This window comes from Streptomyces sp. CT34 (assembly GCF_000805335.1).
Lineage (GTDB): Bacteria > Actinomycetota > Actinomycetes > Streptomycetales > Streptomycetaceae > Streptomyces.
This window is the reverse complement of the sequence record NZ_KN708638.1, coordinates 5,110,091-5,133,521: the sequence shown is the minus strand read 5'-3', so window position 1 is coordinate 5,133,521 and position 23,431 is coordinate 5,110,091. Positions and strand designations below refer to the sequence as shown.

The following is a 23,431-nucleotide window of genomic DNA, read 5'->3' as shown; positions in this document are numbered from 1 at the left end:
CCGCGGCGCCCCCCCCCCGCCGGTCCCTACGGCGGCCGGTCGCCACGCAACGTGTTCCAGCGGCCTCCGGAAGCCCCCGGAAGACCTCATTGCGCCAGGTTTGATGGCCCTTGGAACGGTGACGTTGCGGCCTTTCCGAGGAGTTCGGCCAGCCGTCGGCTGCGGTACCCCGGAGCGTCACCCGCCGGCCGCCGCCCGTCCACCGGCCCTCGGGGGCGTACGTCCCGGCCCGGTCCCCGCCGGCGCGATGGCATCCTGGACGCATCCGGGCGGGACCGGCCGGATCGAGGAAGGACGGGCGATGGCGACCGAGACGGCAGGGCGGCGGCAGGCGGAGCGGGCCGCGGCGGCGCACGCACCGGCGGGGGCGCCCACCGTACGCCCCATGCGGGCCGATGCGCGCCGCAACTACGAGCGGCTGCTGACCGAGGCCCGTACGGCCTTCACGGAGCACGGCACGGACACCTCGCTGGAGGACATCGCCCGCCGCGCCGGCGTCGGCATCGGCACGCTCTACCGGCACTTCCCCAACCGCACCGCCCTGATGGGCGCGGTCTTCCAGGGCGAGGTCGACGCCCTGCTGACCTACGCCAGGGAACTGGCCGACGCCCCGCAGCCGTGCACCGCGCTGGTCGACTGGCTGCGCGCGATCATCACCCACGCCAGCACCTACCGCGGTCTGTCCCGGGCCCTGATGTCGGCGTCGGCCGACGAGTCCTCGGGGATGGCGCGGTGCAGCGTGCCGATGCGGGAGGCCGGCGGCGCGCTGCTGGCCCGCGCCCAGCAGGCCGGCGCGGTCCGCCGCGACGTCGGCATCAACGACCTGATGCAGCTCACCAACGGCATCGCGCTGGCCGCCGAGGAGTCCCCCGACGACCCGGAGCTGCCCGACCGGCTGCTGACGCTGACACTCCGCGGTCTCAAGGCGGGCGCCACGGGAGCGGGGGGCTAGGGCCTGTCGTCAGACTCCCGCCTGCCTGCCGGCGCCCTGCACGCGCCCCCACCCTCGAACCGGCTTCGCGCGGCTCGGGCGGGGACCCCCTTCGCCGCACCGGGCAACGCCCCCGGTACTCCAACTCCACTACAGGGGCCGTCGCCCGGCACGCCGAGAGCACGCACCGGACGCCGCCCGACCCGCCCTTCGGGCGGACGACGGGAGATTGACGACAGGGCCCAGGGCTGCCCGTCGGGTGGGCAGGGCGGAAGCCCTGCCGCCGCGACGGCCGCCGGCCCCCGCCCGGCCGTTCAGCGGCGCCGGGGTGCCAGGTCGGCCACCCGGCCGCCCGGCCCGTCCGCGAGCGAGCCCGCGGAACGCAGCTGCGGGGCACCGGCCGCGCCGCCCGGGTGGCTGCGCCGCTGGCCCGGCAGCGGTACGTCCCGCCGCGGGCCCCGGCGCTCCGGCGGAGCGGCGTCGATGCCCGGCTGGCCCGGCCCCTGCCCGACGGGTGAGCCGCTGGCGACGGCGATCTGGACGCCCTGGTCGGCCAGCGCCTGCAACTCCGTTGCGGCGCGGTCGTCATGGGCCGGCGGCTCGTCCGTCACGAGCCGGGTGATGACGTCCGTCGGCACGGTCTGGAACATCGTGTCGGAGCCGAGCTTGGTGTGGTCGGCGAGCACCACCACCTCCCCCGCCGCCTGCACCAGCGCCCGGTCGACGCTGGCGGAGAGCATGTTGGAGGTGGACAGCCCGCGCTCCGCGGTCAGGCCGCTGCCCGACAGGAAGGCGCGCGAGACCCGCAGCCCTTGCAGCGACTGCTCGGCCCCGCTGCCGACCAGCGCGTAGTTGGAACCGCGCAGGGTCCCGCCGGTCATCACCACCTCCACGCGGTTGGCATGGGCCAACGCCTGGGCGACAAGCAGGGAGTTGGTGACGACGGTCAGGCCGGGGACCCGGGCGAGCCGGCGGGCCAGCTCCTGGGTGGTCGTCCCGGCGCCGACGACGATGGCTTCGCCCTCTTCGACGAAGCCCGCCGCGAGGTCGGCGATGGCCGTCTTCTCCGCGGTCGCGAGGTGGGATTTCTGCGGGAAGCCGGACTCCCGGGTGAAGCCACCCGGTAGGACCGCACCGCCGTGCCGGCGGTCGAGCAGTCCCTCCGCCTCCAGCGCCCGCACGTCGCGCCGTACGGTTACTTCAGAGGTCTGGACGACGCGGGCGAGCTCCCGGAGCGACACGGCTCCGTTCGCACGCACCATTTCTAGGATCAATTGGCGACGTTCTGCAGCGAACACGAAACTGACAGTAACGCCAACGACCGTCTGTTTTCAGCAGGTTGCACCAATTAACGGAAGTTGTTCACACGGCACCGCGTGACGTGATATGCGGCATGCACATGCTGTGCCCCGTCACCCTACGTACCCAAACGTGCTCGATGCCTGGTCAGTTACGCTCCCGACCCGGCGGGCGCGGCCCCCCGGGGACGGGTTGCCCGATCCTGACCATGCAGGACCGTTTCACCCCAAGTGCCCACCGGGGGCACAAATATTCCATGCTGTTCCGTGCGCCGCTCACCCGCCCGGCGCCCCGCCGCTGCCCGCCGTACGGGCGGTTCGCCGGGGCCTGTCCGGTGGGCCGGGGTCGGACAGGCGCTACTCGCTGGCGGCCTTGCGGGTGTGGAGCTGGCGGGCGACCTCGGCGATCGATCCGGACAGCGACGGGTAGACCGTGAAGGCGCTGGCGATCTGCTCGACGGTCAGGTTGTTGTCGACCGCGATCGAGATCGGGTGGATCAGTTCACTGGCGCGCGGCGAGACGACCACGCCGCCGACCACGATGCCCGTACCGGGTCGGCAGAACAGCTTCACGAAGCCGTCGCGGATGCCCTGCATCTTGGCGCGCGGATTGCGCAGCAGCGGAAGCTTGACCACCCGGGCGTCGATCACGCCGCCGTCGATGTCGGCCTGGGAGTAGCCGACGGTGGCGATCTCGGGGTCGGTGAAGACGTTCGCGGAGACCGTCTTGAGGTTCAGCGGCGTCACCGCGTCGCCGAGGAAGTGGTACATCGCGATCCGCCCCTGCATGGCGGCGACCGACGCCAGCGCGAAGACGCCGGTGCAGTCGCCCGCGGCGTACACCCCGGGGGCCGTGGTGCGCGAGACCTTGTCGGTCCAGATGTGGCCGGAGTCCTTCAGCCTGACCCCGGCCGACTCCAGTCCGATGCCCTCCGTGTTGGGGATGGAGCCGACCGCCATCAGGCAGTGCGTTCCGGAGATCGTCCGGCCGTCCGCGAGGGTGACCTCGACGCGGTCGCCCACCCGCTTGGCGGACTGGGCGCGAGAACGTGCCATCACGTTCATGCCGCGGCGGCGGAAGACGTCCTCCAGCACCGCGGCGGCGTCCGGGTCCTCGCCCGGCAGCACCCGGTCACGGGAGGAGACCAGGGTGACGCGGGAGCCGAGCGCCTGGTAGGCGCCGGCGAACTCGGCACCGGTGACACCGGAGCCGACCACGATGAGCTCCTCGGGCAGCTCCGTGAGGTCGTAGACCTGCGTCCAGTTCAGGATCCGCTCGCCGTCCGGGAGCGCGTCGGGGATCTCGCGCGGGTGCGCGCCCGTGGCGATCAGCACGGCGTCGGCGATCAGCCCCTCGGTCGCGCCGTCGGCGGCGGTGACCGTGACCTTCCGGGACCCGTCCGGCGCCTGCCCCGGCTCCAGCCGGCCGCGCCCGCGCATGACCCGGCCGCCGGCCCGCGTGACGGAGGCGGTGATGTCGTGCGACTGGGCCAGCGCCAGCCGCTTCACCCGTCGGTTGACCTTGCCGAGGTCGACGCCGACGACCCGCGCCGGGCGCTCCTTGTAGGGGCCCGCGGCGGAGCCGCCGTCGGACGCGATGTCCTCGACCCTGATCCCGAGCTCCTCGTACGAGGAGTCGAAGTTCGTCATCACCTCGGCCGTGGCGATGAGGGTCTTCGACGGGACGCAGTCGGTCAGCACCGATGCTCCACCCAGACCGTCGCAGTCGACGACGGTCACCTCCGCGCCGAGCGAAGCGCCCACCAGGGCCGCTTCGTATCCGCCGGGTCCACCACCGATGATCACGATCCGAGTCACGTACTCCATTGTCCCGCACGCCCGTACGTAGCTCTCGCCCGGGGGCGCGGACACCGCCGGGCGGGCGCCGGTCCGTGCTCTCGCCAGCCCCGTTGGTCGAACCTCCGGTACCACGAGCCCATCGAGGAACCTCCCGTACCCTCGGAAGCATGTCGCTCTACGCCGCGTACGCCGGCAACCTCGACGCGCGGCTGATGTCCCGCCGCGCACCGCACTCGCCGCTGCGCGGCACCGGCTGGCTCAACGGCTGGCGGCTCACGTTCGGCGGCGAGCAGATGGGCTGGGAGGGCGCCCTGGCGACGGTCGTCGAGGACCCCGGCTCCCAGCTCTTCGTCGCGCTCTACGACATCGCCCCCATGGACGAGGAGTCGATGGACCGCTGGGAGGGCGTCGGCCTGGACATCTACCGCCGCATGCGGGTCCGGGTGCACACCCTCGACGGCGACGAGGCCGCCTGGATCTACGTCCTCAACGGCTATGAGGGCGGCCTCCCCTCGGCCCGCTACCTGGGCGAGATCGCCGACGCCGCGGAGTCCGCCGGCGCCCCGCACGACTACGTGATGGAGATCCGCAAGCGGCCCTGCTGACGGGCCGGCGGGTGCCGCCGCCGGCCGGGCCGGGTGCGGCCCGCCGGCCGGGCGGCCGGGTGCGCCCGCGCCGCGGCGCAAGGCGACCCACCCATTTGGCAGAAGCCACAAGCGTCCGTTCCCAGCGCCGTGGGCAGCGACATCTACGCGCGTAGGGGATTACCGGCTACCCTCGTCCGCGTGAACGCATCTGTTACCCCGGACATCGACCCGCAGGGCGCCGCCGGCGCCGCAGCCGCCCGCCTCCGCGAGCTCACCGGCGCCGAGAGCCACGACGTCGCCCTGGTCATGGGCTCCGGTTGGGCCCCGGCCGCCGAGGCCCTGGGCGCGCCCGAGCACGAATTCCCCGTCACCGAGCTGCCCGGCTTCCCGCCGCCCGCCGTCGCCGGCCACGGTGGCAAGATCCGCTCGTACCGGATCGGCGAGAAGCGCGCCCTGGTCTTCCTGGGCCGCACCCACTACTACGAGGGCCGCGGCGTCGCCGCCGTCGCGCACGGCGTCCGCACCGCCGTCGCCGCCGGCTGCAAGACCGTCGTCCTCACCAACGGCTGCGGCGGCCTGCGCGACGGCATGCGCCCCGGCCAGCCGGTCCTGATCAGCGACCACCTCAACCTCACCGCCACCTCCCCCATCATCGGCGCGAACTTCGTCGACCTGACGGACCTGTACTCGCCGCGGCTGCGCGCGCTGTGCAAGGAGGTCGACCCGAGCCTGGAGGAGGGCGTCTACGCCCAGTTCCCCGGCCCGCACTACGAGACCCCGGCCGAGATCAAGATGATCCGCACCCTGGGCGCCGACCTCGTCGGCATGTCCACGGTCCTGGAGGCCATCGCCGCCCGCGAGGCCGGCGCCGAGGTGCTGGGCCTGTCGCTGGTGACGAACCTCGCCGCCGGCATGACGGGCGAGCCGCTCAACCACGAAGAGGTGCTCCAGGCCGGCCGCGACTCCGCGACCCGGATGGGCGCGCTGCTCGGCCAGGTCCTCGCCAAGATCTAGGGCGGACCCCGGCCGGAACCGGCCCGGGACCGGCTCGCAGCGGCAGAATCCAGCTGCCGGCGAGGCCGGGCACGGGCCGGCGGCTGCCGCCGGCGGGGCCGGCCGGACCGTACGCATCCCCCACAACGCATCCACAGGCAGGAGCATCACGTGGCTACCGTTCCCGCGGAGCTGATCAGCCGGGCACAGGCGTGGCTGGCCGAGGACCCCGACCCGGAGACCCGGGACGAGCTCGCCAAGCTCATCGAGGCGGAGGATCTCGACGAGCTGGCGGGTCGGTTCGCCGGCACCCTCCAGTTCGGTACCGCCGGGCTGCGCGGCGAGCTGGGCGCCGGTCCGATGCGGATGAACCGCGCCGTCGTCATCCGGGCGGCGGCCGGGCTCGCCGCGTACCTGAAGGACAGCGGGCAGGACGGGGGCCTCGTCGTCATCGGCTACGACGCCCGCTACAAGAGCGCCGACTTCGCGCGGGACACCGCGGCGGTCATGGTCGGTGCGGGTCTGCGCGCCGCGGTCCTGCCCCGCCCGCTGCCGACCCCCGTACTGGCCTTCGCCATCCGGCACCTGGGCGCGGTGGCCGGCGTCGAGGTGACCGCCAGCCACAACCCGCCGCGGGACAACGGCTACAAGGTCTACCTGGGCGACGGCTCGCAGATCGTGCCGCCCGCGGACGCCGGGATCGCCGAGCGGATCGCCGCGGTCCGGTCGCTGGCCGACGTGCCCCGCCCGGAGGCGGGCTGGGAGACCCTCGACGAGGCCGTGCTGACCGCCTATCTGGAGCGCACGGACGCGGTGCTGACCCCCGGGTCGGCCCGGGACATCGGCGTCGTCTACACGCCGATGCACGGCGTCGGCCGGGACACCCTGGTCGCCGCCTTCGCACGGGCCGGCTTCCCGGCCCCCGCGGTCGTCGCCGAACAGGCCGAGCCCGACCCGGACTTCCCCACGGTCGCCTTCCCCAACCCGGAGGAGCCGGGCGCGATGGACCTCGCGTTCGCCACCGCCCGCTCCCTGGCCCCGGGCAGCGTCGACATCGTCATCGCCAACGACCCGGACGCGGACCGCTGCGCCGTCGCCGTGCCCGCCCCCGGTACGCCGGAGGGCTGGCGGATGCTGCGCGGCGACGAGGTCGGCGCACTGCTCGCCGCGCACCTGGTCCGCAAGGGCGCCACCGGCACCTTCGCGACCACGATCGTCTCCTCCCAGCTGATGTCCCGTATCGCGGCGGGCGCCTCGCTCCCGTACGCGGAGACGCTGACCGGCTTCAAGTGGCTGGCCCGCACCGACGGCCTGCGCTACGCCTACGAGGAGGCGCTGGGCTACTGCGTCGACCCCGAGGGCGTCCGCGACAAGGACGGCATCACCGCCGCGCTGCTGATCACCGAGCTGGCCGCGGAGCTGAAGCGGGACGGGCGCGGCCTGGCCGACCTCCTCGACGAACTGGCCGTGGAGTTCGGCCTGCACGCCACCGACCAGCTCTCGGTCCGCGTCGAGGACCTCTCCCTGATCGCCGACGCGATGCGCCGCCTGCGCGCCCAGCCGCCGACGGCGCCGGCCGGCCTGGCGGTGACGCGGGCGGACGACCTGAACGAGGGCAGTGCCGACCTCCCGCCGACCGACGGGCTGCGCTACTACCTGGCGGGCGCGCCGGCGGACGGCATCGAGGCGGCCCGGGTCGTGGTCCGCCCCAGCGGCACCGAGCCGAAGCTCAAGTGCTATCTGGAGGTCGTGGTCCCGGTGGCCGACGCGGCGGCGCTGCCGGACGCACGGACCAGGGCGGCGGCCACCCTGGCGGCCATCAAGCGGGATCTGTCGGCGGCGGCAGGGGTCTGACACACCGTCAAGCGAACGCGCAACGAGGGCCGGGCTCACGAGAGCCGGGCCCTCGTTTCCGTCCCGACAGCCGTCAAGCCCGGTACTCGTACCCGATCGTGAAGCGGGGCGGCAGGCACCGTTCCCCGTACTCGATGACCCCCTCGGCGTCGGTCCCCACCGTCCGCGGAACCGTGGGTGAGGCGCCCGGCCGGGCTCCGGCCCGCCCGGGCCCGGCCCTTACGGGTGACAGCCCTACTGCACCTGTCGCAGCTCTCCGCGGCGGTGCGGGCCGGAGCGCGGAACGCTGGAGCCGGACGTTCCCCGTGCCCGGTTCCCGTCCTCCAGGAGTTGCGCCGTGTCCACGACCGCACCCCCGCCCGCCGCCGCCCCGGCGCCCCCGGGGCCGCCGCCGTCCCGGCGGTACGAGACGACCGGCGCCCTGGCCGCGGCGCTCCGCAGGGCCGCGCCCGCACTGCTCGGCTATGCGGCCGTCCGGGCCCTGGGGACCCTCGTCCTGATGAAGTGGGCGCACGCCCTGCACCACGGGCTGTGGCCGCTGCTGGCCACCCAGTGGGACTCGGACTGGTACCTCGCCATCGCCGGCCACGGCTACGAGCACACCCTCGGCCACCCCTTCCACGAGAACAACCTCGCCTTCTTCCCCCTCTACCCGGTGCTCATCAAGGCCGTCGCCGCGGCCATACCCGGCTCCCGGCCCACGGCCGGGCTGCTGATCGCCGTCGGCTGCTCGCTGCTCGCCGCGTGGGGGGTCTTCGCGGTCGGCGACCGGCTCCACGGGCGCCGGGTCGGCACCGTCCTGGCGGTCCTGTGGGGCACCGCCCCGGTCGCCGTGATCGAGTGGATGGGCTACACGGAGTCGCTGTTCACGGCGCTGGCCGCCTGGTCGCTGTACGCGGTGCTGACCGGGCGCTGGCTGGCGGCCGGCGGCCTCGCGCTGCTCGCCGGCCTGACCCGCCCCACGGGCCTGGCGCTCGCCGCGGCGGTCTCGCTGTGCGCGCTGCTCGCCCTCCGGCGGCGGCCCGGCGGTGTCGCGTCCGCCGCGCCCGCCCCCCGGCTGCTCGCCGCCGCGCTCCTCGCGCCGCTCGGCTGGCTCGGCTACGTCGGCTGGGTGGGGCTGCGACTCGGCCGCGCCGACGGCTACTTCGTGGTCCAGAAGATGTGGCACAACGAGTGGGACGGCGGCGCCGAGACGCTGCGCTCGCTCCGCTCGATCCTCGGCTACCAGACTCAGCCGCAGCTGTTCTACGTCGTGGTGTCGCTGGTGCTGATCGGCTCCGGCGTGCTGTACGTGCTGTGTCTGGCCGACCGTCAGCCGCTGCCGCTGCTGGTGTTCAGCGGTGTGCTGCTGGCGATCGTGCTGGGCAGCGGCGGGGTGTACTTCCCGCGCGCCCGCTTCCTGCTGCCCGGATTCCCGCTGCTGCTGCCGCTGGCCCGCGGGATCGTCCGGGCGCGGCGCCGGACGGCCGTACTGGCGCTGGGCGGTGCGGCGTTGGCGTCGGCCTACGTGGGCGCGTACATGATGCTGGTGTACACCGGTGCGCCGTAGGCCGCGGGACCGGCGCCGCCAGGGCCGGTCCGGCCCTGACCCATCGGACAAGCTCTACAGCCGCTACAGCGCCAGCAGCACCGCGAGCCCCACCGCGCCGGCCACGCTCGGCGCGATGACCTCGTACGCCCAGCGCACCTCCGGCTCGCCCCGCGCGCTCTCACGGTGGGCCGCGCGTTCCTTGATCTCGCGCAGTTCCTCCAGGGTCTGGTCGGCCATCGCGCGCGGCACCGGACCGGCGTCCGCCTGGAGCCCGAAGCGGGGCCGGGCCGCGCCCGCGCCGCGGGCCGGCTGCCGGGCGGCTTTCTTGCGCTGGCGCAGCGAGACCGGGATGGCCCAGAGCTGGTACTTGCCTCCGTCGGTCAGCACCTCGGCGGAGAAGGTCGCCCGCAGCTCCTCGACGGCGGACCAGGGCAGCGTGATCGTACGGAACGGGTTGCGCACCGTCAGCCGGTCCGCGCCCGCCCGGACCAGGGGCCGGAGCGTGAAGGCGACGACCAGCGGCACGCCGAGGAGGAGGACGAAGACCGCGGTGAGCTTGGTGTGGACGGTGCCGCGCAGCACCGCGTCGGCGCCGAGCCAGAGGCCGAGCAGGAGGAGCAGCGCACCGCCGGCCAGGGCCGCGGGCGAGCGGTAGCTGCGCTCCGCGAACTGCTGCTGGGGCGGGTTGGAGCGGTCCGGGCTCGTCATGCCGCCGATTCTGCCCGACCGTCCGCAGTGCGGACATTGCGTTACGGCATCGATGACGGCGCGCCGGGGCGGTCCGCCGGCGGGTGCGCGTTCCGGTCAGGGCCGGGGGGCTGGCATGTCGCTACGCGCGTAGATATGCTCCCCTCGTGACCATGCCCACTGCCATTTCGGAAGTACCCGCATCCGGCAACGAAGCCGCGGGGCGACTGGCGTCGATGGCGGACGTGACCGCCTCCGACGGAGCGCTGCGCCGTTTCCTGCACGGACTCCCCGGCGTCGACGCGGTAGGGCTCCAGGCCCGCGCCGCCGCGCTCGGCACCCGTTCGATCAAGACCACGGCGAAGGCGTACGCCATCGACCTGGCCATCTCGATGATCGACCTGACGACGCTCGAAGGCGCGGACACCCCCGGCAAGGTCCGGGCGCTGTGCGCCAAGGGCATCCACCCGGACCCGCTCCGCCACGCTCCGCCCCGGCTCGGCAACGAGTCCCCGGACGCCGAGCCGGACCGGTCCGCCCCCAAGGTCGCGGCGATCTGCGTCTATCCGGACATGGTCGCCACCGCCAAGGAGGCGCTGGCCGGTTCCGGCATCCATGTCGCCTCCGTCGCCACCGCCTTCCCGGCGGGCCGGGCGGCACTGCCGGTCAAGCTGGCCGACACCCGGGACGCGGTGGCGGCCGGCGCCGACGAGATCGACATGGTGATCGACCGGGGTGCCTTCCTCTCCGGCCGCTATCTGGAGGTCCTCGAGGAGATCAAGGCCGTCAAGGAGGCGTGCGCGCGGCCTGGGGGCACCTCCCGGTCGGAGACCGGGGGACGGACTGCCGCCCACCTCAAGGTGATCCTGGAGACCGGCGAGCTCCAGACGTACGACAACGTGCGCCGGGCCTCCTGGCTCGCGATGCTCGCGGGCGCCGACTTCATCAAGACCTCGACGGGCAAGGTGGCCGTGAACGCCACGCCGCCGGTCACCCTCCTCATGCTCGAAGCCGTCCGCGACTTCCGCGCGCAGGCCGGTGTCCAGGTCGGCGTGAAGCCGGCCGGCGGCATCCGCACCACCAAGGACGCGATCAAGTACCTGGTGATGGTCAACGAGACGGTGGGCGAGGACTGGCTGACCGCCGACTGGTTCCGCTTCGGCGCCTCCAGCCTCCTCGACGATCTGCTGATGCAGCGTCAGAAGCTCAGCACCGGCCGCTACTCCGGCCCCGACTACGTGACGGTGGACTGAACCGCTATGAGCTCAGCATTTGACTACGCACCCGCGCCCGAGTCCCGCGCGGTCGTCGACCTGGCACCGGCATACGGCCTGTTCATCGACGGCGAGTTCACCGAGGGCACCGGCGCGGACCTGCGCAAGACCGTCTCGCCCGCCACCGAAGAGGTGCTGGCCGAGTACACCCAGGGGACCGCCGACGACGTCGACCGGGCCGTGAAGGCGGCCCGCACCGCGTTCGGGAAGTGGTCCGCGCTGCCCGGCGCCGAGCGCGCCAAGTACCTCTTCCGGATCGCCCGGATCATCCAGGAGCGCTCGCGCGAGCTGGCCGTCCTGGAGACGCTGGACAACGGCAAGCCGATCCGCGAGTCGCGGGACGCCGATCTGCCGCTGGTGGCCGCGCACTTCTTCTACTACGCGGGCTGGGCGGACAAGCTCGACCACGCCGGCTTCGGCGCTGACCCGAAGCCGCTGGGCGTGGCCGGCCAGGTCATCCCGTGGAACTTCCCGCTCCTGATGCTGGCGTGGAAGGTCGCCCCGGCGCTGGCCTGCGGCAACACCGTCGTCCTCAAGCCCGCCGAGACCACCCCGCTGTCCGCGCTGTTCTTCGCCGACATCTGCCGCCAGGCGGGCCTCCCCAAGGGCGTCGTCAACATCGTCACCGGTGACGGATCGACCGGTGCCGCGCTGGTGGCCCACCCCGGCATCGACAAGGTCGCCTTCACCGGCTCCACCGAGGTCGGCAAGGCGATCGCCCGCACGGTCGCCGGTACGGACAAGAAGCTCACCCTCGAACTGGGCGGCAAGGCGGCCAACATCGTCTTCGACGACGCACCGGTCGACCAGGCCGTCGAGGGCATCGTCAACGGCATCTTCTTCAACCAGGGCCACGTCTGCTGCGCCGGTTCGCGGCTGCTGGTCCAGGAGTCGGTCCAGGACGAGGTGCTGGACGCGCTGAAGCGGCGGATGGCGACCCTCCGGGTCGGCGACCCGCTCGACAAGAACACCGACATCGGCGCGATCAACTCGGCCGAGCAGCTGGCCCGGATCACCGAGCTCGCCGACGCGGGCGAGGCCGAGGGCGCCGAGCGCTGGTCGCCGGCGTGCGAACTGCCGGGCTCCGGCTACTGGTTCGCGCCGACGCTGTTCACCGGCGTCACCCAGGCGCACCGGATCGCCCGCGAGGAGGTCTTCGGCCCGGTGCTGTCCGTGCTGACCTTCCGTACGCCGGAGGAGGCGGTGGCCAAGGCCAACAACACGCCGTACGGCCTGTCGGCGGGCATCTGGACCGAGAAGGGTTCGCGGATGCTGTGGATGGCGAGCAGGCTGCGCGCGGGCGTCATCTGGTCCAACACGTTCAACAAGTTCGACCCGGCCTCGCCGTTCGGCGGCTACAAGGAGTCGGGTTTCGGCCGCGAGGGCGGCCGGCACGGTCTGGAGGCGTACCTCAATGTCTGATCGCTTGAGCGTTCTCAAGACCTACAAGCTGTACGTCGGGGGCAAGTTCCCCCGGTCCGAGAGCGGGCGGGTGTACGAGGTGACCGACGCTAAAGGCAACTGGCGCGCCAACGCCCCGCTGGCCTCCCGTAAGGACGCGCGGGACGCGGTGGTCGCCGCCCGCAAGGCGTTCGGCGGCTGGTCGGGCGCCACCGCGTACAACCGCGGCCAGATCCTCTACCGCACCGCGGAGATGCTGGAGGGCCGCCGGGACCAGTTCACCGCCGAAGTGGCGGACGCCGAGGGGCTGTCGAGGGCGAAGGCCGCGGCCCAGGTGGACGCGGCGATCGACCGCTGGGTCTGGTACGCGGGCTGGTCCGACAAGGTCGCCCAGATCGCCGGCTCGGCGAACCCGGTCGCGGGCCCGTACTTCAACCTGTCCGCCCCGGAACCGACCGGTGTGGTCGCCGTGCTGGCCCCGCAGGACTCGTCGTTCCTGGGCCTGGTCTCGGTGATCGCCCCGGCGATCGTCACCGGCAACACGGCCGTGGTCGTGGCGTCGGAGCGGGCCCCGCTGCCGGCGCTGTCGCTGGCCGAGGTGCTGGCCACCTCCGACCTGCCGGGCGGTGTGGTCAACCTCCTCTCGGGCCGTACGGCGGAGCTCGCCGCTCCGCTCGCCGCCCACCAGGACGTCAACGCCATCGACCTCACCGGCGCCGGCGCGGAACTGGCCGGGGAGCTGGAGACGGCGGCGGCCGACAACCTCAAGCGGGTGCTGCGCCCGCGGGCCGCCGACTGGACGGCGGACCCGGGCACGGAACGGCTGCTGGCCTTCCTGGAGACGAAGACGGTCTGGCACCCGATGGGCGTCTGACCGGACTTCTGGGCGTCTGACCGGACTTCGGCGGAGCGGTTGCCCGTACGAACGGCGCACGGCGAACGGCGCGGGACCTCACCCGACAGGGGTGGGGTCCCGCGCCGTTGTGCGGGCCGCCGCGGTGCGTCAGCCGGGCAGGGTCCGCATCATCAGACCGGTGACCGGCAGCGTCCGCAGCGTGCCGCCCTTCGTCACCGGGTCCGTCAGCTGCGCCGTGCTCACCGGCTTGAAGTCGGCGACCTGGGTGCCGACGGCATTGGCCAGCGGATCGACGCCGGTGTTGGACATCGGGTCCAGCCGGAGGTCCTTGACGGGGCCGAGGCCGCCGCGCGAGCCGTGCTTGACCGCGGCGTTCAGCGACATGCCGCCGGACTCCGGCGCGGACACCCAGGAGGCCGCGGAATTGTGCGCGGGACCGTGCGTGGGAGCGTGCGCGGGCGCGGCGCTCGCCGCCGCACCACCCGCCATCGCGGCACCGGCCGCGGAGATCACCAGTCCGGCGCGGAGCACACCGCGCGGGACGCGGCCGGGGTTGGGACGTGCGTGGGAGGGCATCTGCCACCTGCCTGTGAATCGGAAAGCGAGAATCTCCACCGGTCACACAGGCGGACGGCACCCGGGCCGCCAGCGCTGCGTAATCGATTGAATGCGTAGCGTAGTTGACAGGTGGCGGCCGTTCCACCTCGCGCGCCAGGGGTACCCCCCACGGCGCAATGCCCGACAATGGATACCCGTGACCTCCCACCCGCCCACCCGGCCCCCCGTTGCCCATGTCCTGCTGCTGACCGGTCCGTCCGGCTCCGGGAAGACCTCCCTGGCGGCGCTGACCGGCCTGCCCGTGCTGAACCTCGACGACTTCTACAAGGAGGGCACGGACCCGACGCTGCCGCAGCTGCCGGACGGCGGCGGCGCCGACTGGGACTCGCCGCTCTCCTGGGACGCGGGCGCCGCGGTCGCGGCCATCGAGACGCTGTGCCGCACGGGTCGCACCGCGGTTCCGGTGTACGACATCTCGGTCAGCGCCCGGGTGGGCTCGTCGCGGCTGGCGCTCGACGGGGCTCCGCTGTTCATCGCCGAGGGCATCTTCGCCGCCGACGTCATCGACCGCTGCCGGGAGGCGGGCCTGCTGGCCGACGCGCTGTGCCTGCGCGGGCGCCCCACGACGACCTTCCGCCGGCGGCTGCTGCGGGATCTGCGCGAGGGCCGCAAGCCGGCGCCGTATCTGCTGCGCCGCGGACTGCGGCTGCTGCGCACCGAGCGGACCATCGTGGCCCGGCACACCTCGCTGGGCGCCTACGCGTGCGCCAGGCCGGAGGCGCTGGAACGCATAGCGGCGGCCCGGTCCGCAGAGCCGGTCGGGACGGCCGTACGGTCCTGAACGGTACGGCCGTTGGCGGCGACGGTTGGTGCGGGGCGACTGCCGGCGAAAACGGGAGAGCGGGTTCGGACAGACCCCCCGGCCGGCCGAACCCGCTCGTTTCCCCCGTGTCCCCCCTGCTTCCCCCGTATCCCCCGTGTTCCCCCTCGGGCTCTCCCCCCGGATCCCCCTCGGGTTTTCCGCCCCCTCGGGCGTTCCCCCCGTCCTCAGGCGACCAGTTCGCCGAAGGACTCCTCCTCGTCACGGCCGAAGCTGAGGGCCTCGTCCTCGCGCAGCCGGCGCAGCGAGCGCCAGATGCTGGACTTGACCGTGCCGACACTGATGTTGAGGATGTCCGCGATCTCCGGGTCCGTGCGGCCTTCGTAGTAGCGCAGCACCAGCATGGTGCGCTGCGTCTCCGGCAGCCGGGCCAGCGCCTGCCACAGGACGGCGCGCAGCTCGGTGCCGCGCATCGCGTCCACGTCGCCGGCGGTCTCGGGCAGTTCCTCGGTCGGGTACTCGTTGAGCTTGCGGCGGCGCCAGGCGCTGATGTGCAGGTTGGTCATGGTGCGCCGCAGATAACCGCCGATCGCCGCCTTGTCGCTGATCCGGTCCCAGGCCCGGTAGGTCGAGAACAGCGCGCTCTGGAGCAGGTCCTCGGCCTCGTAGCGGTCGCCGGTCAGGTGGTAGGCGGTGGCGTACAGGGAGGCGCGGCGCTCCTGGACGTAGGCGGTGAAGGCCGCTTCGGCCTCGGCCGCCTCCGCCGCGGTGCGCCGGTCCCCCGCCTCCCTGTACTCCGCTCCCCCGTCGGTGCTCTCCCGGCCCCCGTTTCCCCCGTTGGGCCCGTTGTGCACCACCGTCGCGTCAATGGCCACCATGTACGGCGGCCGTTGACGCCCGGTGCCGCGAGCGCACCCTCGCCCGCCCCCAAGCTCTCGGCTCCGCTCGAGCAGGGAGGTGCCCCCACCCGCACCGGAATTCTCGCCGGCCCGCATGTCGTGGAGCCGCGTGATCACCGCGCTGGAAGTGGTGCCGTGCAGTGTGTTCATCTCGCGCCCCCCGTCGGTTGAGCCAGTTCGTTCGGTGTGTCCCCGGCGCCGATCTCGACCGTTGCGGGTGTTGATCTCTTCCGGATGCCCAAAAGACTGCCAAGCCAGTTTCATCGGGGTGTCCGCCGACTGTCACAGGCGTGTCACAGGGCCGGTGACGGTGCGGCGCGCTCCGTCATCCGGACGGGCCGGGTGTGGCAGCGCGGCACCGGTCGATCTCCCGCCGCACCATGGGCCAGAATGGCCGGGTGCCTTTCCTGTTGCTGATCGAGGACGACGACGCCATCCGCACGGCCCTCGAACTCTCGCTGTCCCGCCAGGGTCACCGTGTGGTGACCGCGGCGACGGGCGAGGACGGCCTGAAACTGCTGCGCGAGCAGCGGCCGGATCTGATCGTGCTGGATGTGATGCTGCCGGGCATCGACGGTTTCGAGGTGTGCCGGCGGATCCGGCGTACGGACCAGCTGCCGATCATCCTGCTCACCGCGCGCAGTGACGACATCGACGTGGTGGTGGGGCTGGAGTCCGGTGCGGACGACTATGTCGTCAAGCCGGTGCAGGGGCGGGTGCTGGACGCCCGGATCAGGGCCGTGCTGCGGCGCGGTGAGCGCGAGTCCAGCGATTCGGCGACGTTCGGTTCGCTGGTGATCGACCGCTCGGCGATGACGGTCACCAAGAACGGCGAGGACCTTCAACTGACGCCGACCGAGCTGCGGTTGCTGCTGGAGCTCAGCCGCCGGCCCGGTCAGGCGCTGTCCCGGCAGCAGCTGCTGCGGTTGGTGTGGGAGCACGACTACCTCGGGGATTCGCGGCTGGTGGACGCCTGTGTGCAGCGGCTGCGCGCGAAGGTGGAGGACGTCCCGTCCTCGCCGACGCTGATCCGCACGGTCCGCGGCGTCGGCTACCGGCTGGACACCCCGCAGTGACGGAGAACTCCCCGACGGAACACTCCCCGGGAGACGACGAGGCGTCGGGGGCGGCGCCCGAATCGGGAGCGCCCTCAGGCCCCCCCACCCCCGAACCCACCCCCCGCCCCCTCCCCCGAAGGGGGAGAGGGGGAGGGGGCGGGGGAAGCACCGCCGGCCCCGACGCCGAACCCGCCGCCCCCCGGCCCCCCCGCCGCCCCACCCGGCTGCTGCGCCGGACCGCCGGGCTGCTGCGCTGGACGAGCCTGCGGCTGCGGCTGGTCGTGGTGTTCGCGCTGGTCGCGCTGACGGCGGCGGTCTCGGCGTCCGGGATCGCGTACTGGCTCAACCGCAACACGGTGCTGGACCGAACCCAGAACGCCGTCCTCAAGGACTTCCGCAAGTCGCTGGAGGACAGTACGCGGTCGCTGCCGCTGCGCCCGCGGTGCTCCGAACTCCAGGACGCCGCACGGCAGATGGCGGCCGGGCCGCAGAACTACACGGTGCTGCTGATCGGGCTGGACCACGAGGGCAAGGAGTGCGCGGCCACCACCAACAAGGATCTGCTGACGCTCAGGAGCGTCCCGCAGTCGCTGCGCAACGCGGTCGACCAGGTGCGCCCGGTCGACGAGTCCAACCACTTCTCCCACCACCTGTACTGGCAGCGCAAGGAGATCGGGGACGTCCCGTATCTCGTCGCCGGGGCGAAGGTGATCGGCGGCGGGCCGACCGGCTACATGATGAAGTCGCTGGCCACCGAGCGGCAGGACCTCACCTCGCTGGCCTGGTCCCTGGGGATCGCGACGGCGCTGGCGCTGGTCGGCTCGGCGCTGCTGGCGCAGGCCGCCGCGACGACCGTGCTGCGGCCCGTACAGCGGCTGGGGTACGCGGCGCGGCAGCTGGGCGAGGGGCGGCTGGACACCCGGCTGCGGGTGACCGGCACGGACGAACTGGCGGATCTGTCACGGACGTTCAACCGTACGGCGGAGCGGCTGGAGCAGCGCGTCGAGGAGCTGAGCACGCGGGAGGCGGCGTCCCGCCGGTTCGTCGCGGACATGTCGCACGAGCTGCGCACCCCGCTGACCGCGATCACCGCGGTCACCGAGGTGCTGGAGGAGGAGGCGGACTCCCTCGACCCGATGATCGCGCCGGCCGTGCAGCTGGTGGTCAGCGAGACCCGGCGGCTGAACGATCTCGTCGAGAACCTCATGGAGGTCACCCGCTTCGACGCGGGGACGGCCCGGCTGGTGCTGGACGACGTCGACGTCGCCGACCAGGTGACCGCCTGTATCGACGCGCGGGCCTGGCTGGACGCGGTGGATCTGGACGCCGACCGCGGCATCGTGGCCCGTCTCGACCCGCGGCGGCTCGATGTGATCCTGGCGAATCTGATCGGCAACGCCCTCAAGCACGGCGGCTCGCCGGTGCGGGTCTCGGTGCGTACCGAGCCCGCGGAGCGTCCGGACGCCGCGGAGCGCACGGAGGCCGGGGAGCGCGCGGAGCCGCCCGAGGGCGCGGCGGACGAGGGCGGGCGGCTGGTGATCCGGGTGCGGGACCACGGTCCGGGCATCCCGGAGGAGGTCCTGCCGCACGTCTTCGACCGCTTCTACAAGGCGAGCGCGTCCCGGCCGCGGTCGGAGGGTAGCGGTCTGGGCCTGTCGATCGCGCTGGAGAACGCGCACATCCACGGCGGGGAGATCACCGCGGCCAATCACCCCGAGGGCGGCGCGGTGTTCACCCTGCGGCTGCCGATGGACGCCTCCCGGCTGGCCGACGGCGCGCAGCGGGCGGACGGCGGGACGTCCGGCGGTGGCGGCGAGGGCGCGGAGGGCGGGCGATGACGGTGTGCATCCGGCCCGGGACGTGGCGGCACACCGCGGCGGTCGCGGCGCTGGCCCTGACCGCGGCGGGCTGCGGGATCCGCGGGACGTCCGTGCCGGTCGACGCGGGCGGGGCGCCGTCGCGGGTGAGCTGCAAGGCCCCGGCCGCCGAGCCGGAGCCGGGCGCGACCGCCAGGGTGCAGGTCTCGGTCTACCTGGTGTGCGGTTCGGCGCTGGCCCAGGTGGAGCGGATGGTGCCGCCGCCCAAGGGGACCACGGCGGCGGAGGTCCGGCTGATGTCGGCCCGGACGCTGCTCGCCGAGTTGCGGCGGCAGCCGCTGCCCGAGGAGGTCAGGGCCGGGTTCAGCACGGTGCTGCCGCGGGGGCTGCGGGTCGACGGGCCGCGGGCCGGCGACCCGGAAGAGGCGCTGCGGCTGTCGGTCCAGCCGGACGATCTGCCGTCGTTCGCGCTGGCGCAGCTGGTGTGCACGTACGGGGCGAGCAGTGCGCTGGGCCGGACGCACGCGGCCCTGCTGGGCGGCCCGGGTGCGGGGGCGCCGCACCGCTACGACTGCTCGGCGGACGTGCTGACCAATCCGGACATCGCGCAGCGGACGGGCTGGGGCGATCCGATGTCCGAGCAGAGCTGAGCGGCACCGCGCCGGGGGCCCGAGCGGCGCCCGGGGCCCGGTGCGCGGCCGGCCGACCGTCCGGCCGGTCCGGGTGCGGGCAGGGGCGGAACCGCGGCCCCCGCTACCGGCGTCCTGGCCTGTGTGCAGCGTCATGGCCCCGGCGGCACCGTCGCCCCCCGTTTGCGCGCCACCGGAATCCTCCTCCTCGTGGTGCATCTGCTGATCGTCTGCTGTCTGATGCTGCGCCCTCGTACGGTGCCGTGGGTGCCGGCGCCGAATCTGGAGCCGCTGGCGTCGATCCACGCCGAGCTGGCGCGCGGTACCTGGCAGGCGGTGTGGCACCTGGGCGGTTCGGTGCTGCTGCTGGCGCCGCTGGGGGTGCTGCTGCCGCTGGCGGGCGGCCGGTTGAACGTTTCCCCGCTGGGCTCGCTGGCCCGTACGGTCTTCGCCGGGGCGATGGTCGCGCTGACCATCGAGGTGCTCCAGTCCGGGGTGCCGGGGCAGGTCCCGGACGTCGACACCGCGCTGCTGAGCACCCTGGGGGTGGCACTGGCCCACCTCGCCGTCGTCCCCGGGGCCCGGTCCCGGCTCCGCCGCCGGTACGAGCGTCCCAGGGGTGCGGCCCCGAGGATCTCCAGGGTCGGTCTGGCCCCACAGGCTGACGTCTTCACCGGCGGCCGAACCTACCTTTGAGGCGTCGGGGCGAGCGCCCCGCATCCGCCGAGAAGCCGAGAAGGCCGAGAAGGCCGAGAGAGACGCCGCGCAGGACGTCGAGAAGGAGCAGCCCCATGGCCGCCGCACTGGTCCGCCCCACCAACAACCGCATGATCGCCGGCGTCTGCGCCGGCCTCGCCCGCCGCTTCGGCACCCGCCCGGCCACGATGCGGGTGCTCTTCCTGCTCTCGTGCCTGCTGCCCGGCCCGCAGTTCCTGGTCTATCTGGCGCTCTGGGTGCTCCTCCCCTCGGAGGACCGGGCGAGCGGTGCCGCGGCGTGGTAGTCCGGGGATCGCCCGGGACATGGCTGTGCCCCGTTCCGTACGGATACGACGTACGGAACGGGGCACAGCAGGGGTGTCCCCTAGGGGGCGGGGGACCGACCGGTCAGCCGCCCAGGGTGGGGATGGGGGGCTCGATGGGCAGCCCGGCGATCTGGTTGCCCTGGGACTGGGAGTTGATGTGGGTCCGGATGGGGCCGTTGCCGCCCTTCTTGGCGTGACCGGCGCCGGCGAGGGTCTGGGTGGTGCCCGGCAGGCTGCTCAGCACCCCGCTGGTCCCGATCGAGCTGCCCACCGGGGCGGCGGAGGCGGCACCCGCGGCGGTGGCGGCGAAAACGGCGCCGAGCGCGACGGCGCCGAGAGTCTTGACAGTCTGCTTCATCGAATTACGTCCTCGTGCTGGGGGCTTGACCGGCTAAGAAACCTAGTGATTGCGCCACCGCCGCCGCAAACAGCCGCCACCACGGAAAAAACGGCCGGTGGACAATTCACCGGCCGTTGCGCTAGGGCTTTTTTCCGGATCACTCACCCAGCGTCAGATTCCCTGCTGGTGTGGGGAGTCGTGGCGCTCTGGCGAAACAGCCACTCGGACCGGAGTTCCGCATATCCGGGCTTGATGACGTCATTGATCATGGCCAGACGTTCATCGAAAGGAATGAAGGACGACTTCATGGCATTGACCGTGAACCACTGCATGTCGTCGAGCGTGTAGCGGAATGTCCTGACCAGGTGCTCGAATTCCCGCGACATACTGGTGCCGCTCATCAGGCGGTTGTCGGTGTTGACCGTGAGGCGGAACTGGAGCCGGCGCAGCAGGCCGATGGGGTGCTCCGCATAGGAACTCGCGGCGCCGGTCTGGAGGTTGGAGGTGGGGCACATCTCCAGCGGGATGCGCTTGTCGCGGACGTACGAGGCGAGCCGGCCGAGGGCGACGGAGCCGTCCTCGCCGACCTCGATGTCGTCGATGATGCGGACGCCGTGGCCGAGGCGGTCGGCGCCGCACCACTGGAGCGCCTGCCAGATGGAGGGCAGACCGAATGCCTCACCGGCGTGGATGGTGAAGTGGTTGTTCTCCCGCTTGAGGTATTCGAAGGCGTCGAGGTGGCGGGTGGGCGGGTAGCCGGCCTCGGCGCCCGCGATGTCGAAGCCGACGACGCCCGAGTCGCGGTAGCGGTTGGCGAGTTCGGCGATCTCCAGGGCGCGGGCGGCGTGCCGCATGGCGGTCAGCAGGGCGCCGACACGGATGCGGTGGCCGTTCTCGCGGGCGCGCCGTTCGCCCTCCCGGAAGCCGTCGTTGACGGCCTCGACGACCTCTTCGAGGCTGAGCCCGGCCTCCAGGTGCTGCTCGGGGGCGTACCGGACCTCGGCGTAGACGACGCCGTCGGCGGCCAGGTCCTCGGCGCACTCGGCGGCGACCCGGGTCAGCGCCGCGCGGGTCTGCATGACGGCGCAGGTGTGCGCGAAGGTCTCCAGATAGCGCTCCAGCGAGCCGGAGTCGGCGGCCTCGCGGAACCAGATCCCGAGCTTCTCCGGGTCGGTTTCGGGGAGTCCGGGGTATCCGTTCTCGCGGGCCAGGTCGACGACGGTGCCGGGCCGCAGCCCGCCGTCGAGGTGGTCGTGGAGCAGGACTTTGGGGGCGCGGCGGATCTGTTCGGCGGTCGGCAGGTTGCTGGTCTCGCTCGTCATTGCCGCACTCTAGCCCCTACGCGCGTAGAGCTCACCGAACGATACGTAACAGTGACCCGTCCACAGGGTGGACAGCGCGCCTCCTTCTGCCATCGTTCTCGTCATGGATCGGCAAGCGCTACCGGTGCGCGAGGCCCGGCTGGGAAGACCGCTGGGGTCGGCGGGGACGGACAAGGCGGTGAGCGGTGTCGCTCTCCTGTTGCCCGGGGGCGGGCCGACCGGGCTGCGGCGGCCGTCACCGGTGCCGGCGCTCGCGGTGCGCCCGCTGGCGACCCGGCTGGCGCGGGCCGGCCGGCCCGAGGGGCTGACGGCCCATGTGGTGCACTACCGCTGCCGCGGCTGGAACGGCGCCGCCGCGCATCCGGCGCGGGACGCCTCCTGGGCGCTGGAGGAGGTGGTGCGGCGTTACGGCGACGTCCCGGTGGCGCTGGTCGGTACCGGCATGGGCGCCCGCGCCGCGCTGCACGCGGCCGGGCACCCGGCCGTCAACTCCGTTCTGGCGATAGCCCCTTGGCTGCCCAACCCGCGCCAGGACGGCACCGGTCCCGACCCGGTCAAGCAGCTCATCGGCCGGCAGGTGCTGCTGGTGCACGGCACCAACGACGAGCGGGTCGACCCCGAGCTCTCCTACCGCTTCGCCGAGCGGGCCAAGAAGGTCAACCGCGACACCTGCCGCTTCGAGGTGCACTCCGACGGCCACTCGCTGCACCAGCACCGCTCCGAAGTCTGGGCGCTGGCCGCGGACTTCATGCTCGGCTCGCTGTTCACCCGGAATTACGCCCGCCCGGTGAAGGACGCCCTGGCCGCACCGCCGCCCCTGGGCCTGCGGATGCCGCTGGCGTCGGGGTTCGGGCGGTCGCTGCGGTACTGAGCGGCGGGCCGGCGGCCCTCAGCGGGGCAGCAGCCGGCCCCGCCGACCCAGCAGGAACTTCTTGAACGCGGCCACCGGCGGGGTGTCCGGATGACCGTCCAGCCACGCCACCCCGATCTCCCGGACGGCGCGCGGGGCGGTCACGGTCAGTTCGGCGACACCGGGCCGGGGCACCGCGGGCGGCGGCAGCAGGGCCACGCCCAGGCCGGCCGCGACCAGGCCGCGCAGGGTTTCGGCCTCCTCGCCCTCGAACGCGACGCGCGGGGTGAACCCGGCCTCGGCGCACAGCGCGTCGGTGATCCGGCGCAGGCCGTAGCCCGGTTCGAGGGTGACGAAGAGCTCGCCGGCGGCCTCCGCGAGCCGGATGCGCTTGCGGGCGGCCAGCGGGTGGTCGCCCGGCACGACGAGCCGGAGCTTCTGCTCGTCGAGCCGGCGGGCGACCAGGTCGGGGTAGTCGGGGACCGGGGAGGTCAGGCAGAGGTCGAGGTCGCCGGCCCGCAGCCGTTCGATCATCGCCTCGCCGTAGTTCTGGACGAGCTGGAAGCGGACGCCCGGGTGGTCGGCGCGGAAGCTGCGGATCAGGCCGGGGACGGTCTCCGGGCCGAGCGTGTGCAGGAAGCCGAAGGCGACCTTCCCGGCGGCCGGGTCGGCGTCGGAGCGGACCGAGTCGGTGGCCCGCTCCAGGTCGGTGAGGGCGCGCTCGGCGGCGGCGAGGAAGCCGCGGCCGGCCGGGGTGAGCGAGAGGGTGCGGCCGTGCCGGGCGAAGAGCGCGACGCCGAGGTCGCGCTCCAGCCGGACGATGGCGCGGCTGAGGGTGGACTGCGGCATGCCGAGTTCGTGTGCGGCGCGGGTGACGTGCTCGTGCCGGGCGACGGCGGCGAAC

General features: G+C 73.3%; 23 protein-coding genes. 15 read left to right on the top strand and 8 right to left on the bottom strand.

The window, feature by feature from the left end; genetic code table 11:
- Nucleotides 1-385: 385 nt before the first annotated feature.
- Nucleotides 386-952, top strand: coding sequence for a TetR/AcrR family transcriptional regulator (locus RZ84_RS22505; protein ID WP_052230532.1), 567 nt, complete (start codon nucleotides 386-388; stop codon nucleotides 950-952).
- 293 nt (nucleotides 953-1,245) lie between these two features.
- Here RZ84_RS22505 and RZ84_RS22500 read toward each other — a convergent pair whose 3' ends face one another.
- Together RZ84_RS22500 and RZ84_RS22495 are read right to left on the bottom strand one after the other, a co-directional pair.
- Nucleotides 1,246-2,229, bottom strand: a complete 984-nt coding sequence (locus RZ84_RS22500; protein WP_078894090.1) for a DeoR/GlpR family DNA-binding transcription regulator — start codon at nucleotides 2,227-2,229, stop codon at nucleotides 1,246-1,248.
- 357 nt (nucleotides 2,230-2,586) lie between these two features.
- Nucleotides 2,587-4,056 (bottom strand): NAD(P)H-quinone dehydrogenase, encoded by a 1,470-nt coding sequence (locus tag RZ84_RS22495; RefSeq protein ID WP_198540030.1) that lies wholly within the window; start codon nucleotides 4,054-4,056, stop codon nucleotides 2,587-2,589.
- A 140-nt stretch (nucleotides 4,057-4,196) separates the two neighbouring features.
- On the opposite strand from RZ84_RS22495, the gene RZ84_RS22490 reads away from it, so the two are divergent.
- The 4 genes from RZ84_RS22490 to RZ84_RS22475 all read left to right on the top strand — a co-directional run bounded on the left by RZ84_RS22490 (nucleotide 4,197) and on the right by RZ84_RS22475 (nucleotide 9,012).
- The gene (locus RZ84_RS22490) at nucleotides 4,197-4,634 is read left to right on the top strand and encodes a gamma-glutamylcyclotransferase family protein (protein WP_043265802.1); all 438 of its coding nucleotides are present in this window, start codon (nucleotides 4,197-4,199) and stop codon (nucleotides 4,632-4,634) included.
- A gap of 180 nt (nucleotides 4,635-4,814) precedes the next feature.
- Nucleotides 4,815-5,630, top strand: a complete 816-nt coding sequence (locus tag RZ84_RS22485) for a purine-nucleoside phosphorylase (protein WP_043265801.1) — start codon at nucleotides 4,815-4,817, stop codon at nucleotides 5,628-5,630.
- Nucleotides 5,631-5,780: 150 nt separating this feature from the next.
- Complete coding sequence (locus tag RZ84_RS22480; protein ID WP_043265800.1) at nucleotides 5,781-7,463, top strand: phospho-sugar mutase; 1,683 nt, start codon at nucleotides 5,781-5,783, stop codon at nucleotides 7,461-7,463.
- Nucleotides 7,464-7,800: 337 nt separating this feature from the next.
- Nucleotides 7,801-9,012: a glycosyltransferase family protein gene (locus tag RZ84_RS22475; protein WP_078894087.1), complete on the top strand. Its 1,212-nt coding sequence runs from the start codon at nucleotides 7,801-7,803 to the stop codon at nucleotides 9,010-9,012.
- 63 nt (nucleotides 9,013-9,075) lie between these two features.
- On the opposite strand, the gene RZ84_RS22470 is transcribed toward RZ84_RS22475, so the two are convergent.
- Nucleotides 9,076-9,702 (bottom strand): PH domain-containing protein, encoded by a 627-nt coding sequence (locus RZ84_RS22470; protein WP_043265799.1) that lies wholly within the window; start codon nucleotides 9,700-9,702, stop codon nucleotides 9,076-9,078.
- A 152-nt stretch (nucleotides 9,703-9,854) separates the two neighbouring features.
- Between RZ84_RS22470 and deoC the strand changes: the two genes are divergently transcribed.
- From deoC to RZ84_RS22455, 3 genes are read left to right on the top strand one after another with little or no spacing between them, the layout of a single operon-like run.
- The gene (gene deoC / locus RZ84_RS22465; RefSeq protein ID WP_198540158.1) at nucleotides 9,855-10,934 is read left to right on the top strand and encodes a deoxyribose-phosphate aldolase; all 1,080 of its coding nucleotides are present in this window, start codon (nucleotides 9,855-9,857) and stop codon (nucleotides 10,932-10,934) included.
- 6 nt (nucleotides 10,935-10,940) lie between these two features.
- Nucleotides 10,941-12,377: an aldehyde dehydrogenase family protein gene (locus tag RZ84_RS22460; RefSeq protein WP_043265797.1), complete on the top strand. Its 1,437-nt coding sequence runs from the start codon at nucleotides 10,941-10,943 to the stop codon at nucleotides 12,375-12,377.
- Nucleotides 12,370-13,230: an aldehyde dehydrogenase family protein gene (locus tag RZ84_RS22455; protein WP_043265796.1), complete on the top strand. Its 861-nt coding sequence runs from the start codon at nucleotides 12,370-12,372 to the stop codon at nucleotides 13,228-13,230. Before RZ84_RS22460 ends, RZ84_RS22455 begins: the two co-directional genes overlap by 8 nt.
- A gap of 129 nt (nucleotides 13,231-13,359) precedes the next feature.
- Here the strand turns inward: RZ84_RS22455 and RZ84_RS22450 are convergent, their stop codons facing one another.
- Entirely contained in the window at nucleotides 13,360-13,788 is a 429-nt protein-coding gene (locus RZ84_RS22450; RefSeq protein ID WP_043265795.1) for a hypothetical protein, read from the bottom strand.
- A gap of 178 nt (nucleotides 13,789-13,966) precedes the next feature.
- On the opposite strand from RZ84_RS22450, the gene RZ84_RS22445 reads away from it, so the two are divergent.
- The gene (locus RZ84_RS22445; protein WP_043265794.1) at nucleotides 13,967-14,611 is read left to right on the top strand and encodes a nucleoside/nucleotide kinase family protein; all 645 of its coding nucleotides are present in this window, start codon (nucleotides 13,967-13,969) and stop codon (nucleotides 14,609-14,611) included.
- A gap of 206 nt (nucleotides 14,612-14,817) precedes the next feature.
- Here the strand turns inward: RZ84_RS22445 and RZ84_RS22440 are convergent, their stop codons facing one another.
- Nucleotides 14,818-15,639 carry a SigE family RNA polymerase sigma factor gene (locus RZ84_RS22440; RefSeq protein ID WP_043265793.1) on the bottom strand — a complete coding sequence of 274 codons (822 nt, stop codon included), beginning with the start codon at nucleotides 15,637-15,639 and terminating at the stop codon, nucleotides 14,818-14,820.
- 248 nt (nucleotides 15,640-15,887) lie between these two features.
- Between RZ84_RS22440 and afsQ1 the strand changes: the two genes are divergently transcribed.
- From afsQ1 to RZ84_RS22415, 5 genes are all read left to right on the top strand, one after another.
- Nucleotides 15,888-16,565: a two-component system response regulator AfsQ1 gene (afsQ1, locus tag RZ84_RS22435; RefSeq protein WP_198540029.1), complete on the top strand. Its 678-nt coding sequence runs from the start codon at nucleotides 15,888-15,890 to the stop codon at nucleotides 16,563-16,565.
- Nucleotides 16,566-16,795: 230 nt separating this feature from the next.
- Nucleotides 16,796-18,385: an ATP-binding protein gene (locus RZ84_RS22430; RefSeq protein ID WP_052230531.1), complete on the top strand. Its 1,590-nt coding sequence runs from the start codon at nucleotides 16,796-16,798 to the stop codon at nucleotides 18,383-18,385.
- Entirely contained in the window at nucleotides 18,382-19,014 is a 633-nt protein-coding gene (locus tag RZ84_RS22425; protein WP_052230097.1) for a hypothetical protein, read from the top strand. Before RZ84_RS22430 ends, RZ84_RS22425 begins: the two co-directional genes overlap by 4 nt.
- 123 nt (nucleotides 19,015-19,137) lie before the next feature.
- Complete coding sequence (locus RZ84_RS22420; protein WP_043265792.1) at nucleotides 19,138-19,689, top strand: VanZ family protein; 552 nt, start codon at nucleotides 19,138-19,140, stop codon at nucleotides 19,687-19,689.
- Between the two features lie 95 nt (nucleotides 19,690-19,784).
- Nucleotides 19,785-19,994: a PspC domain-containing protein gene (locus RZ84_RS22415; protein WP_043265791.1), complete on the top strand. Its 210-nt coding sequence runs from the start codon at nucleotides 19,785-19,787 to the stop codon at nucleotides 19,992-19,994.
- A gap of 103 nt (nucleotides 19,995-20,097) precedes the next feature.
- Here RZ84_RS22415 and RZ84_RS22410 read toward each other — a convergent pair whose 3' ends face one another.
- The gene (locus RZ84_RS22410) at nucleotides 20,098-20,373 is read right to left on the bottom strand and encodes a hypothetical protein (protein ID WP_043265790.1); all 276 of its coding nucleotides are present in this window, start codon (nucleotides 20,371-20,373) and stop codon (nucleotides 20,098-20,100) included.
- 143 nt (nucleotides 20,374-20,516) lie between these two features.
- A complete protein-coding gene (locus tag RZ84_RS22405; protein WP_043265789.1) occupies nucleotides 20,517-21,677 on the bottom strand; it encodes an adenosine deaminase in 1,161 nt (386 codons plus the stop codon).
- Between the two features lie 103 nt (nucleotides 21,678-21,780).
- Here RZ84_RS22405 and RZ84_RS22400 point away from each other — a divergent pair, with 103 nt between their 5' ends.
- Complete coding sequence (locus RZ84_RS22400) at nucleotides 21,781-22,548, top strand: alpha/beta hydrolase (RefSeq protein ID WP_043265788.1); 768 nt, start codon at nucleotides 21,781-21,783, stop codon at nucleotides 22,546-22,548.
- Between the two features lie 18 nt (nucleotides 22,549-22,566).
- On the opposite strand, the gene RZ84_RS22395 is transcribed toward RZ84_RS22400, so the two are convergent.
- On the bottom strand, nucleotides 22,567-23,431 hold an 865-nt coding region (locus tag RZ84_RS22395), incomplete at its 5' end, for a LysR family transcriptional regulator (protein ID WP_063772769.1).